Origin of the sequence: Bartonella sp. OC68QHHN, assembly GCF_042193875.1 — a bacterium.
Taxonomy (GTDB): Bacteria; Pseudomonadota; Alphaproteobacteria; order Rhizobiales; family Rhizobiaceae; genus Bartonella; species Bartonella grahamii_A.
The window spans coordinates 71,158-84,883 of sequence record NZ_JBHIME010000075.1 but is presented as its reverse complement, the minus strand read 5'-3'; the positions used below and the strand labels follow the sequence as shown (position 1 = coordinate 84,883).

Annotated in this window: 7 protein-coding genes and 1 pseudogene; 4 read left to right on the top strand and 4 right to left on the bottom strand. The window is 35.6% G+C overall.

Annotated elements, in window-relative coordinates; all coding sequences use genetic code 11:
- Positions 1–241 precede the first annotated feature (241 nt).
- The 4 genes and pseudogenes from ACFIJ0_RS08025 (at position 242) to ACFIJ0_RS08010 (ending at position 7,149) form a co-directional block, all read left to right on the top strand.
- Positions 242–646, top strand: a pseudogene (locus ACFIJ0_RS08025) (hypothetical protein).
- 363 nt (positions 647–1,009) lie between these two features.
- A complete protein-coding gene (locus ACFIJ0_RS08020; protein ID WP_375624019.1) occupies positions 1,010–1,411 on the top strand; it encodes a hypothetical protein in 402 nt (133 codons plus the stop codon).
- A 1,406-nt stretch (positions 1,412–2,817) separates the two neighbouring features.
- Positions 2,818–5,571 (top strand): autotransporter outer membrane beta-barrel domain-containing protein, encoded by a 2,754-nt coding sequence (locus ACFIJ0_RS08015; RefSeq protein ID WP_375624017.1) that lies wholly within the window; start codon positions 2,818–2,820, stop codon positions 5,569–5,571.
- Between the two features lie 789 nt (positions 5,572–6,360).
- Positions 6,361–7,149: an ATP12 family chaperone protein gene (locus ACFIJ0_RS08010; protein ID WP_375624016.1), complete on the top strand. Its 789-nt coding sequence runs from the start codon at positions 6,361–6,363 to the stop codon at positions 7,147–7,149.
- A gap of 34 nt (positions 7,150–7,183) precedes the next feature.
- Here the strand turns inward: ACFIJ0_RS08010 and ACFIJ0_RS08005 are convergent, their stop codons facing one another.
- The 4 genes from ACFIJ0_RS08005 to uvrA form a co-directional block, all read right to left on the bottom strand.
- Positions 7,184–7,729, bottom strand: coding sequence for a hypothetical protein (locus ACFIJ0_RS08005; protein WP_375624014.1), 546 nt, complete (start codon positions 7,727–7,729; stop codon positions 7,184–7,186).
- Between the two features lie 155 nt (positions 7,730–7,884).
- Positions 7,885–9,294: a type I glutamate--ammonia ligase gene (glnA, locus tag ACFIJ0_RS08000; RefSeq protein WP_375624012.1), complete on the bottom strand. Its 1,410-nt coding sequence runs from the start codon at positions 9,292–9,294 to the stop codon at positions 7,885–7,887.
- A 59-nt stretch (positions 9,295–9,353) separates the two neighbouring features.
- The gene (locus ACFIJ0_RS07995) at positions 9,354–9,692 is read right to left on the bottom strand and encodes a P-II family nitrogen regulator (protein WP_375624010.1); all 339 of its coding nucleotides are present in this window, start codon (positions 9,690–9,692) and stop codon (positions 9,354–9,356) included.
- Positions 9,693–10,531: 839 nt separating this feature from the next.
- Complete coding sequence (gene uvrA, locus ACFIJ0_RS07990) at positions 10,532–13,447, bottom strand: excinuclease ABC subunit UvrA (protein ID WP_375624008.1); 2,916 nt, start codon at positions 13,445–13,447, stop codon at positions 10,532–10,534.
- Positions 13,448–13,726 lie beyond the last annotated feature (279 nt).

Below are 13,726 nucleotides of genomic sequence, written 5' to 3'. Positions count from 1 at the left end.
TCTTTGGTATAGGATTTGGTCACAATCCACCTACTTTTTATAAGGTACCTTTGGAGTTCCCCTATGTATTATTTCCATCAGCAATTCTCATACGAAAGGAAGGGAGAGCGCTAGGCGGCTATGATTCTAGAATCGTTATGGTCATGCGAGTTATGCGTGTGTAAGGCGCTATGGAACGCCTCATATTATGCCAATTTATTCGATTTTAGATAATTTAGGTTTAGGTTATTTATGGAAATAAATGAAACAAATCTTAAAATTATTAAGCGGTCTCATTCTGTTAAATATCGCTGGATGTAACATCGACAAGCCTCCCCCAAGAGTTTTGAGTGCTTAGTAGAAGCCTAGAGCAGACTTTACTGAGATAGGAAAAGCACTGTTAAAATGTGGAATCCTAACCCCTTATGATGTCTTTCTAGAAAATAAAAAGTTAAGCATTAATGCAGGGCTTCTATTGATGCTTGCATGATTCAAGAAAAATTCCACTACAAATGGGATGACTATATTGGTGTTATACTTAATAAAGATGAAAACCTCTCCATTTGTTTGTCGTCTTAGTGCTGTTATCCCACAACGAAGTGTCAAGAAGCGTTTGAACAGCTCGTTTTGTAAAAAATATAAAACCGCACCTGGATGCCAGCCTTAATTTTTGCTGGTGATGATTAACAATCGCTACCTTCATGTTTCTCATGCCTGTGCGCGGGGGGACTTAATTCACCATTTCAATGCTATTTATTTATGGGTACTACAACTGTAGGCACAATAATATAAAAATATATATTTTGGTTGTAATCAGAATATTGATAATAATTATAAGCATACCGTTGATAGAATATGATTTTAGTAATAATTTTACCGTATTTTTGATATAATAATAATGGCATAATTTTCGGAAAGATAAAAATAATAAAGGTTGATAATGTCCATCATTGTTTTGGAAATAAAAAAACAGCATGTAAAATAATTTATAGATGGTTTCGTAATATAAAAATTACTCAAGGATAGGAAAATGAAGCATATTTTAAAATTATTAAGCGGGATAACCTTATTTGTTATGGCTGGATGTTACCCAGAGCAGCCTTCTCGAACAGCCGTAGATGCATGGGAAAAGCCCGGTGCAGATCAGCTTGAGATCAAAAAAGCTCTGTTGGAATGCGGAATGCAGCATCTTGATGGTCGTCTTGATACAGAAACAAGTCTTGATGAGAAATTCAATGCTGAGGAGGCAGGGAGTGCATGTATGATCCAAGCAGGCTTTCAAGATAAATTGGGAAGGGTGAAGTGGTGTGAGAAATATGAAAATCTTCCAATTTGTCAGCCTGATGCAGTTATTCCTCAGCGAAGTGTAGAGAGGCGTTTGAATAGTCCTCATTGTGAAGAGCATAAAGAACAACCTGAATGTCAACCTTAGGTATTGATGTTTCTGTAATCAATAATCCTCATGTTCTTTTTCTCGCATGGGGGGATGGGATTTCTTTTTTTAATGTACTAGCCATTTTGCATGCGAAAAAATGCTAGAAAGCTTATAAGCTCTTCTATTGTAAATATTGAGAGGGAAATGAAAAAATATTGAAATTATTGAGTGTTATAATTTTATTAAGCTCTGCTGGATGTGTTAGAAAACCTTCCCTATCGACCTTGGCATTATGAGCAAAGCCCAATGTCAATAAATCTACGATCTCACAAATACTGTAAAAATGTGGCAGGAAGCCAATCTACTTTCCTGACAATATGGATTCCCGTTCAAGTGAGTTTGCAGCAATTTATGAATGAATAACTAAAGCAGCTTATCGATACAAACTGCAAGATTCAAAGAGAATCTATTTTTCATTAGTATAGCGAAGTGATTCATTTTTAGCTAGTTTAATGGTAGTAGGGTATCAGCAGGTTATAGATAATGATATTTTTGGTGTAACCAATTCGACGAAACAGATGTTACGTCTTGATGAATGATAAAAAACGCCAGTAAATAAAAAAAGCTTTGCAGAAGTGATCATCAACAGCAGAATGTTCATTTTTAAAGCAATAATTGAATGAAAATATTAAACGAGAGGAGAGAGAAAACGGCTATTTTGTCTCAAATATAGTTATATTCATTAGCTACGAGATTAGCAATAGTGTTGTTGTCAGATGATGATAGCAGAGGATAGTTAGTTGTTATTTAGAGAAATTTATTCAATATAAAGAATGGCAAATAATAGCTTTGCTAAAATATCTGCTTTAATGATAATAAACAGATAGCTTTCATAAAACTGATTTTGATGAAATTTTATTTTGGTGTTTTTTAATTTCAAGATGATGAGTGTTTTACTGTATTTTAGATTTTATCAAAAGATCTAAGGTCTTACTTTTATTAATTAAAATCATTGATGATAGAGTATTAGAAGATTTTTTTTATTTATTCAAATTTTTTTGTTAGATATCTAGTATTTTTAATATAAAAATTATGTACATTAGCCTATATATTAGTGTGCAATTTATTGTTTTTTTGTTGTAGTTGAAGAAATGATGCTGTTATAAATTTCATATATTATATCTCTTAAAAATTTGCATTTTTTCGCGTTTTTTGAGATTAGTTTCTGGGCATTTTGTATTACAGTTTTCAGCGGTTTTTGAGATGCACACTTTAAAGAGATTGTCATCCTAAATAGTATTTTTAAACTTTTTGTTCTTTCTTTACATAAAATACAAAACATATTATTAGAAATACTGTAATTTATCAGAAAAAAATAAAATAACTTTATTTTTTATTCGTATTGTGTTTATTTTTGTTAGAATTTTTTGTTTTTGTTGAAAAAAGGAAAGTTTTGAAAAACAATGATAATCAAGGTATTTAACAATCACTTGTATTCGTGCGTTTTTACAGCAGCTAGTTTTTCTTTTTTGTTCAATATAAATATTGAGGCGCATTCTCATTCATTTGTATCACTGTTATGTGACGAAAACAAATTGCCTTATAAATGCAGTGATGGTGTAAAGCATACAATTAGTGATAAAGTATATAAGTTCACGGCACCTGTTAAAGAAAAGAATGGGGAGGGTAATTCTCTTATGTTGTCTTCTGCTATAGTAGTACAGGAGCCAAATACAGTTATTCAGGCAATGCGTGTAGAGGTTGAAGCTACTGCGAGTATAGAAGATATTTATGGTGTTTTTGTATCACGAGGGGGAAAAATTATTTTGAGTGATTCAGCTTTTAAAAATGTGTCAATAGGTCTTAAAGCTGATAGTGGAATGATTGAAGTTAATCGTGGAACAATAGAGGCTTCTCAGATTGCAGCTTATGCAGAGAAGCGGGGAGCATCTGTTACGTTAACGAATACAAAAATTAAAGTGAAAGGTTTGGGTATTGGTCAAGAGAGTGCTCTTTTCGTTAGGGCTGATGCGGGTATTCAGATGAAAAGTGGATTTATTGATGTGAATGATGCTGCTGCGCTTTATGTGGGGAGAGGGGGGAGTGCGACTTTAGATGGTGTTACCATTACTTCGAAATATCAAAAAACAGAAGATAAAGAAAATACAAATAAAAAAATTGCACATACAGTTCTCAATGTAAAACATCGGGGCTCTGTTTATTTAAAAAATACTAATATTATTTCTACGGATGTTCATGTTTTAACAGTTGGACAAGATTCTAACACACCATCCAATAACGGCAGGGAAGGAAATATTTTAATTTCGCGGGTTAATATTGAAGATTCAACAATTAAGGCAATAGGTAACAAACATGGTATGTATTTTGAGATGGATGAGGGGAATGATGCGTATGAAAAGGGGCTTGTCTTTTTGAAAAGGACAATTTTTGAGGTTCCAGATGGAACAGCTATTTATAGTAATAACAGTCGTAGTTATATTGCAGTAACAGAAGGTACAAAAATTTTTGGTGACTTGTTATTAACAGCTGAAAAGGGAGGGACTGTAGCGATTTTGGCTGATTCTTCTTCATTGATAGGAGGGACTCGTGTTGCCGATGATTCTATTGCTGAGCTTTATTTGACAAGGGGATCAAAATGGTTTTTGACAAAAAGAAGAGAGATAGATTCGCAAGTTGCAAACCGCATAAGTTCATTTATTTCATTTGTAAAAATTTCTGATAGCTTTATTGCTTTTGAAACTCCAATGTTTCAGGAGTATCAGACACTTTATATTGGGGAGGGAGAGAAAGAAGTTTATAGTGCGCAAGAAAGGGCTGATATTTATCTCAATACATATCTCAATAGTGATGGTTTGCTCGATAATAAAAAGACTGATCGACTTTTGATACATGGTGATGTTTCTGGGAAAACGACAGTTTATGTGCAATTTGTTGCAGAAAATCAGGGAGAGATAGCAACCGGTGAAAATGCTCATAGTATTTCACTTATTCAGGTTTCTGGAAAAGCAGCAGAAGATTCTTTTCAGTTAAATCGTGCTTATATTGCATTAGAGGGGTTGCCTTACCAATATTATCTTCACGCTTATGGTCCAGATTCTACTCTTGGAAATGCACAAATTTCTCAAAGATTGGTTGAAGGAAATGGAGATTTTTGGGATTTTCGCCTTGAAAGTAAGTATATTCAGCCTGCTTTTGGAGTGTCTGTTATCCCTCATTCTGCGTTAAAGGTCAGAGAGGTTGTTCCACAAGTTCCAACCTATCTTTTGTTACCAAATGCTTTGTTTCATATTGGACTTATGGATATCAGTAATCAACAAAAGCAATTGCAGGTTACGCAGTTTATTCCTCGCAAACTATTAAAAGTTGAAGGGAATTTTGCTTTGTCTGTCCACGGTTATGGTGGGAATTATCGTTATGTCTCAGATCTTTCTACACTTAAATATGGGTACGATGGTAATATTGATTATAACGCTATAAAAACAGCTATTTTGCTCAAAACAATAGAGAGCGCATATAGTACGACATCTTTTGGGGTTATGGGAACCTATGGAAAGCTTTCCTTACAACCTCGTAACGTGGAACAAAGTCAAAAGAGTACGTTTAATAAATGGTCATTTACGACATACGGTAGTGTGAAACACAACACTGGTTTTTATGTAGATGGTCTTTTATCATATGGTTTGTTTAAAGGGGATGTGCTTACCCATGCTTGGGGTAAGACGGCGACATTAAAAGCAAATCCTTTGAACGTTTCGTTTTCTGCTGGTAAAGTGTTTATGATAGGATATGAAGATCTTATTTTTGATCCGCAACTTCAGCTTATTTATCAATATCTTCAATTTGATAAGTTTCGTGATATTGATGGATTTGATGTTGAGATGAAAAAAATAGGTCAATGGTTGGTGCGTATTGGTGGGCGTTTAAATAAAATATTTTTAGCATCTGAAAAAGATCGTATCATTTGTTTTTATGGTAATATTCATCTTTCTAATCGTTTTGGTAAAAAACAATTTGTTCATTTTAAAGATGTTTTCCAGTTGGGTGCTTTTGGTTCTTCCTTAGAAACAGGTTTGGGGATCAATGCGCAGTTTTCTTCTAAAGTTACACTTCACAGTGATCTTAGCTATCAGCATAGGTTAACCAAGGCTGGTTTTTCTGGAGTTCATTTTTCTGGTGGTTTGCGCTATCATTTTTAATAAATCTTTTTAAAAATAATAAATGTGATTTTTGAAGTTTTGTTTTATTGTCGGGTTTAAAATCATTGATGGTGCAGAATTTTAATTGCTTCTTTTAATGATGGCATCATGTGTTTTAATAAGTATGGAAGGATCACGTTGATTTATTTTTTTATCTGGTTGATAGGGGTGCTTAAATGCTTCAAAAAAATTGATAATGAGACTATAAATCTATTTGTGTTATTTTGGTTATAAATATTTGGGATGGATTCGTCATCAGCTTTTTAAAATAGGTAGCATTATTATCCTGTCAAGTACTGTCGTTTGAGGTTGCTGATATCATCATGAAAGGCAGGGGAGGGTATTGATTGTTGATTAAAAGCTTTTGCTGTTAAGCAAAGGAGGGGATATGTAAAATATACAGCTCTATCGTTTCGTGGGTGATGCACACTTTTATGCTTTAAAATTTTATAAAAAGCGTTTTTGAAGCTGTTCGTATCAATTGCATTATTGCAGGTGGATAATGAGAAAAGTGGTAAAGCGTGAACACTCTTACCATCAAATTCAACATCTTCAGTTCTTATAAGGATAAATCCTTTAAAAAAATTGTTCTAATAGCTGTATTGAATATATGAACAAGATCGTGTCTTATTTGTGAAATAGATATGAAATATAACTTTTAAATCAGAGTGGGGGCGCTAAGATCTTTCTTCTTCTTTGAAGCATGGGAAGGTCGGATTAAATCTTATTAAAGTGTATAAAGCTTGGATAAAACAGTCGCTTTCTTGAAAAGATCAGAGGTAAACAAATATGCGTGAGATTTTGGATCATTTTGATATGCCATTGAATAAGAATAAAAAAAGTTCTGTTCAAAAGATTCAAAATCTTTCATGTCAGCCGCTACTAAAACGATTTTATAGACAAGTGAAGATTGCTTGTGAGGAAGGGAGCTTTACTATCTTATTAGATGAACGTCGCGTTAAAACGCCCGCCAGGCGTCATTTTCATGTGCCAACAGAAGTGTTTGCTGAATACGTTGCTCAGGAATTTGAGAGCCAAAAGCACGTTGTTGATCCTGCAAAAATGCCGATGACGCGTTTGGTTAATACTGTTATTGATGGTATCGCTGATGATATGCAGGTTGTTTTTGAAGATTTATTGCGTTTCGTTGCGTGTGATATGATCTTTTATCGTGCACAGACGCCTAAAGAGCTGGTGCAAAAACAATCTGAACAATGGGATCCTTTATTAGATTGGGCAGAAAAAAAACTGGGTTCAAGGTTTTATTTGACAGAAGGGCTGATGCATGTGGAACAATCACCAGAAGCACTTCAAGCTGTGAGTCATTATTTACGTAGCGTTGAGTCTCCTTATATGCTTGCTGCACTTCATATGATGACAACCTTAACGGGATCTGCTCTCATTGCTCTTGCTGTTGCTGCGGGAAACATTGATGCTGATCATGCTTGGTCTATTGCCCATTTAGATGAAGATTGGATGATGGAACAATGGGGAATAGATAAAGAAACAATGGTGCGTCGTGCTCATAAAAAAGTTGAATTTAAGGCTGCGGCTACAATTGTTACAACTTGTTTATAGGGGTAAATCTTTTATTTACGTGCATTCTTTTCGCTCAGAGTATTTTTGTGATTTTTTGAGGATTGATTTTTACTTTTTCAAGTCCAGGAAATAGTTCATTGGTTATATTTAAGAGTGCTTCGTCATTACCACGGATAAAGTACCATTGGTTATCGTGAAGTAGGGCAATAATTTCAGTTTGAATAGAGCATTTTTTTCCAGCATTTGTTGTGGTTACAAGTTCTACGGGGATAACAAAATAAGGGGTCCCATTATCAAGTGTACCTTCACGTTTTTGTTTTTGGTCAATGTTGATTGTTTCAATCTTGTAACTTTCTGCCAATCGTTCTATTTGGCTTTTCATGATTTGTCGAAATTGTGATTGATTAAGATTTTTTTTGGCAGTTAAGCGGTTGATGATTTGGGGAGGAATAGCATTTAAGATGACATTTGCATCGGCATTTTTAAGTGCTTTACTATAAGCAGATGTTGCTTTTTCAAGGGCTGTGAGTTTGTGGTTGGTTATTGTATGTGCTTGAGTTGTTGATCTGATAAAGACAATGCATAAAAGAATGAGAACGAGAAAACAAATTCGCGGCATTAGAAACCTTGTTAGTTCATTTGAAGAGATTCAACGCATTATAAAGGAAAAGCGGATGAGCAAAAAGCCTCTTGCGCTTTTGTATGAGAAGAATATCCACAAAAATGGAGGTTTTTGCCTCCATTTTTAAAATCAAAAGAATGCGTATTGATTGTTTAAACAGAGTAGTACATATCAAATTCAACAGGATGGGGTGTTGTTTCGTAGCGCAAGACTTCTTGCATCTTTACTTGAATGAAGGAATTAATCTGATCATCATCAAAAACGTCGCCAGCTTTAAGAAAGCCACGATCTTTGTCAAGTGCTTCAAGCGCTTCACGCAGACTTCCTGAAACGGTAGGGATTTCTTTGAGTTCTTTTAAGGGAAGATCATAAAGATCTTTATCCATAGCATGTCCGGGATGAATTTTGTTTTTGATGCCATCAAGACCAGCCATTAAAAGGGCTGCAAATGCCAAATAGGGATTTGCTGTTGGGTCTGGAAAACGAACTTCTACGCGTTTTGAATTTGGTGAGGAGCTCATTGGAATACGGCAAGATGCAGAACGATTACGTGCTGAATAGGCAAGAAGAACAGGAGCTTCATAACCAGGAACCAAACGTTTATAGGAGTTTGTGGATGGGTTGGTAAAAGCATTGATTGCTTTTGCGTGCTTAATAATACCACCGATAAAAAATAAACAGGTTTCTGATAGTCCGGCATATTCATTTCCTGCAAAAATGGGTTTGCCATTTTTCCAAATGGAGATGTGGACATGCATTCCAGAGCCGTTATCACCAAAAACTGGTTTTGGCATGAAGGTTGCTGTTTTTCCATAACTGTTTGCTATTTGATGTACAACATATTTAAAAATTTGCATCTTGTCAGCTTCGCGAACGAGTGTATCAAAACGAATACCCAATTCATGTTGGCCTGCTGCTACTTCGTGATGGTGTTTTTCGACCTTTACGCCCATATCTTTGAGTGCTGTGAGCATTTCAGAACGCATATCTTGGCAGGAATCAATCGGCGGAACAGGAAGGTAGCCTCCCTTTATTCGTGGGCGATGTCCTAGATTGCCTGTTTCATATTCTGTATCATCATTGGAAGGAAGTTCACTTGAATCGAGTTTAAACCCTGTGTTGTAAGGGTCCGTTTTATAGCGTACATCATCAAAGATAAAAAACTCTGCTTCTGGACCTACATTGATTGTATCTCCAATGCCTAAAGATTTCATATAAACCTCAGCCCTTTTGGCGATAGAACGAGGATCTCTACGATAAAACTCACCAGAGACAGGATCAAGTACATTACAAAATATGACCAAAGTAGATTGAGCAAAAAAAGGATCAATATGTGCTGTTTCTGGATCTGGCATTAAAACCATGTCAGATTCATTAATTGTTTTCCAACCAGTAATTGAAGAACCATCAAACATAACACCATCACTAAAAGTATCCTCGCTGATCTCTGCGATATCCATTGTAATGTGATGCAATTTTCCTCGTGGATCAGTAAAACGTAAATCAACAAAACGGATTTCGTTGTCTGTAATTTGTTTGATAATATCTGATGCGGTTGTCATATTCAATTTCCTTAATATGGCGTTGAGGTGGATAAAAAAGTGAATTTTCTTGTTATTTATTAAAGGGCATCGATACCGATTTCGTCCGTGCCTATACGAATGGCATCATCAATGGAAAAGACAAATATCTTTCCATCTCCTATATGTTTGGTTTGAGCTGCTTTACGTATTGCATCAACAGTTTGTTTCAGTTTTTCATCGGACACAACAATTTCAATCTTTACTTTAGGTAGAAAGTCAACAACATATTCCGTACCACGATAAAGTTCTGTATGTTCCCTTTGACGACCAAAACCTTTCGCTTCTGTTACTGTAATACCATGTAATCCAATTTTTTGAAGCGCTTCTTTCACTTCATCAAGTTTGAAAGGTTTTATAATGGCTTCAATTTTTTTCATGCTGAAATTATCTCCAACGTTATTTTGTCTTTTTAGACTGCATCACATTATATTGACAACTGTAAGATGTCCAATAGATACTTTGTACACAAAAAGTCGAAAATAATGACACTCTATGCTCTTTTAGGAGAGTTTCTTTTGTAGAATAAATTCAAATACTGTTTTTTGGAAAACATCTTACAATTCTTTTACAAGAATTAAAATAATATAATAAAAGAGTTTTGTTTCTTTTTTGTTAGATAATACGTTGATTTATAAGGATAATTAGACGTTTTTGATATTGAATGAAAAACCTAAATAACGTAAGATTTTTTTATTTCAGATCTTTTTATCGTCAATCAATCAAAATGATACCTTTGTATATCATAAATAATACGAGTGTGTGAATAAAAAGATTTGAAAAAAGAAATAAAATGCTTTTTATGAAAGCTTTCGATAACTAAAGATTTTACAATATTAGGGAGTAGGGGAGACAAATATTGGAAAAGGGTGTGATGATACCAATTATGCTCCTTCATAAATGTAAAGGTAGTGTACAATAATGGATTTATTATTATAGCATTCATAGATGCCGTCGTGAAATGGGCTTGAGAGCGTTGAGAAATATTTCTTTAAAACAGATGTGTGAATTGGCAACGCAAATATATTCCGTGAATAAATACTCAATTATGCGTGCGTTCCTATTGGGCAATACGAAAACTGAAACAGCTTATAAAGCGCTAAATTGTTTTAGTATTTGCTTTAAACATGTTGCACCACTGGAATTAGGTGTTGGTTTACAGGTAATAATAAAAGTACAGGCTTTGTTAGTATGCTGTATTTTACAATGGAAAGCGTTTTTAAGAATTGGAATTATAGAGAGATGGGCGCAGTAAAACGTCTTTTAGAAATTTTCCCGTATAGGAAGCGGGAACCTTAATGATGTCTTCAGGGCGTCCAATTGCAACAATTTCCCCACCGCGATCTCCACCTTCTGGTCCTAAATCAATAATCCAGTCGGCTGTCTTTATAACATCAAGGTTATGTTCAATGACTATAACCGTATTGCCTTGCTCGACTAGTTCATGCAGTACTTCAAGAAGTTTTGAGATATCGTGAAAATGTAAACCTGTTGTCGGTTCATCCAAAATATAGAGTGTACGTCCCGTTGTTTTACGTGAAAGCTCTTTCGCAAGTTTTACACGTTGTGCTTCCCCACCAGAAAGTGTGGTTGCTTGCTGTCCTACTTTTATGTAACCCAATCCTACTTTAATGAGAGTTTCCATTTTATTATGAATAGCGGGAATAGCTTGGAAAAATTCCTCTGCCTTTTCAATTGTCATATCCAAAATATCGGCTATAGACTGTCCTTTGAATTTTATTTCTAGTGTTTCTCGATTATAGCGTTTTCCTTTACAGACGTCGCAAGTAACATAGACATCAGGTAAAAAGTGCATTTCAATTTTTATGACTCCATCACCTTGACATGCTTCGCAACGTCCTCCTTTAACATTAAATGAAAAACGCCCAGCTTTATAACCACGGGCTTTTGATTCTGGAAGATCTGCAAACCATTCACGAATCGGTGTAAAAGCGCCTGTATAGGTTGCGGGATTAGAGCGTGGGGTGCGTCCAATGGGGGACTGATTGATATCAATGACTTTATCAAGAAATTCTAAACCTTCAATTTTGTCATAGCTGGCAGGGCTGTGATGAGTGCCCATGATATGATGTGATGCTGCTTTGAAAAGCGTTTCAATAAGAAATGTTGATTTTCCTCCTCCAGAAACACCGGTTACGCATGTGAAGGTTCCAAGAGGGATATTCGCATTGATATTTTTGAGGTTATTTCCTTTGGCGCCGATGACTTTAAGTGTTTTCATTTTTGATATTTTGCGTCGTTCGGCAGGTATTTTAATAGCCATTTTTCCTGAAAGGTATTGGCCTGTGAGAGAGGCTGAATTTTCTATAATTTCCTGTGGTGTCCCTTGCGCTATGATTTCTCCACCATGAACGCCCGCGGCAGGGCCCATATCGACAACATGATCTGCTGTGAGAATAGCATCTTCATCATGTTCAACGACAATAACTGTATTACCAAGATTGCGCAAATGGTGCAGCATTTCCAAAAGGCGTTCATTATCGCGTTGGTGTAAACCGATAGATGGTTCATCTAAAATATAAAGAACGCCTGTAAGACCAGAACCAATTTGGGATGCTAACCGAATGCGTTGACTTTCTCCACCTGAAAGCGTTCCTGAATTTCGAGACAAGGTAAGATATTCCAATCCTACATGATTTAAAAAAGCTAAGCGTTCGCGAATTTCTTTTAAAATACGTATGGCGATATTACGTTGTTTTTCTGTAAGATATTGATGAATATTGGCAAACCAATCATCTGCCTTTAGAATAGAAAGATCTGATATTTGCCCTATATGCATTCCGTGGATTTTTACAGCAAGTGCCTCTGGTTTTAAACGATAACCGTGACAAGCTGGACAAGGCGAAGAAGACATATAACGTTCGATTTCTTCTCGAGACCAAGCAGAATCGGTTTCTTTCCAGCGTCTCTCCATATTGGGGATGATTCCTTCAAAAGGTTGAGTCGTTTTATGCGAACCAGAATTATTTTTATAGATAAAAGAAATTTCATCTCTTTTTGTACCGTAGAGAATAGCATGTTGTGCTTCATTAGAGAGCTCACACCATTGATCTGTGAGTTTGAAACTGTAAGCTTTTCCTAATGCTTCTAAGGTTTGGCTATAATAAAGTGAATCCGATTTAGCCCAAGGAGCAATGGCTCCATTCTTTAGGGTAAGATTTTTATTTGGCACAATTTTCAGTGGATCCATTACCTTTTTGATACCCAATCCATCGCAGAGAGGACAGGCCCCAAAAGGATTATTGAACGAAAAAAGGCGTGGTTCAATTTCAGGAATAGAAAAACCAGATATAGGGCAGGAAAACTTTTCTGAAAAAATGAGTCGTTTGTGTGTATCATTTTTTGATTTATAAGCAGATTCCTTTGTCGTGTCTTTTTGTGTCAAAGGTTGGTCTGCCATTTCAGCTATGGCAAGTCCATTTGCTAGTTGTAAACAGGTTTCTATACTATCAGCCAAGCGAGAGGTGATATCCTTTTGTAAAACAATGCGGTCCACCACGACATCTATGTCATGTTTATACTTTTTATCAAGAGGTGGAATGTCAGAGATTTCATAAAATTCGCCATCAACTTTAGCTCGTTGAAATCCTCTTTTTAAAAGTTCTATTAGCTCTTTTTTATATTCTCCCTTTCGTCCTCGCACAAAGGGTGCCATAATAAAAATTCGTGTTCCTTTTGGTAGGGACATAATTTGATCCACCATTTGGCTTACTGTCTGGCTTTCAATAGGAAGTCCTGTTGCAGGAGAATGAGGAATACCAATACGTGCAAAGAGAAGACGCATGTAATCGTGGATTTCAGTAACGGTACCTACCGTTGAACGAGGATTACGACTGGTTGTTTTTTGTTCAATGGAGATAGCTGGAGAGAGACCATCTATGCGGTCGACATCGGGTTTTTGCATGACTTCCAAAAATTGGCGTGCATAGGCTGAAAGGCTTTCGACATAGCGGCGTTGTCCTTCAGCGTAAATTGTATCAAAAGCTAAGGATGATTTCCCTGATCCAGAAAGTCCTGTTATAACAATGAGTTTGTCACGAGGCAAATCGAGATCAATATTTTTAAGGTTATGCTCACGTGCACCACGAATGGAGATATATTTTTGATAAGTCATATTTTATCCTTGGTATATGTGACAAAAACTGAGCACCTAAAATGGAATAAAACTGTTTTTTTAGAATTACAATGTGTTTAACTGCTTTAATGCCAAAAGAAGGTACAAGTTTTGTGAAAAGAAAAATACAAATGAGCAGCTTTTTATTCTCTCGTAGTGGAATAAACTATGCGTTTTTATCATCTTTTGTTATAATTAAACGGATACAATATTGGAAAGGATAGCAATATCCATATTGAAGGTCAATTGCAGACATGTAAATTGAAGGTCAAGATGGTT

Bases quoted from the DNA above. Each gene is read 5' to 3' on its own strand.
- ACFIJ0_RS08005 (WP_375624014.1), bottom strand. From the start codon at position 7,729: ATGCCGCGAATTTGTTTTCTCGTTCTCATTCTTTTATGCATTGTCTTT.
- ACFIJ0_RS08015 (WP_375624017.1), top strand. From the start codon at position 2,818: ATGATAATCAAGGTATTTAACAATCACTTGTATTCGTGCGTTTTTACA.
- uvrA (WP_375624008.1), bottom strand. From the start codon at position 13,447: ATGACTTATCAAAAATATATCTCCATTCGTGGTGCACGTGAGCATAAC.
- glnA (WP_375624012.1), bottom strand. From the start codon at position 9,294: ATGACAACCGCATCAGATATTATCAAACAAATTACAGACAACGAAATC.
- ACFIJ0_RS08010 (WP_375624016.1), top strand. From the start codon at position 6,361: ATGCGTGAGATTTTGGATCATTTTGATATGCCATTGAATAAGAATAAA.
- ACFIJ0_RS08020 (WP_375624019.1), top strand. From the start codon at position 1,010: ATGAAGCATATTTTAAAATTATTAAGCGGGATAACCTTATTTGTTATG.
- ACFIJ0_RS07995 (WP_375624010.1), bottom strand. From the start codon at position 9,692: ATGAAAAAAATTGAAGCCATTATAAAACCTTTCAAACTTGATGAAGTG.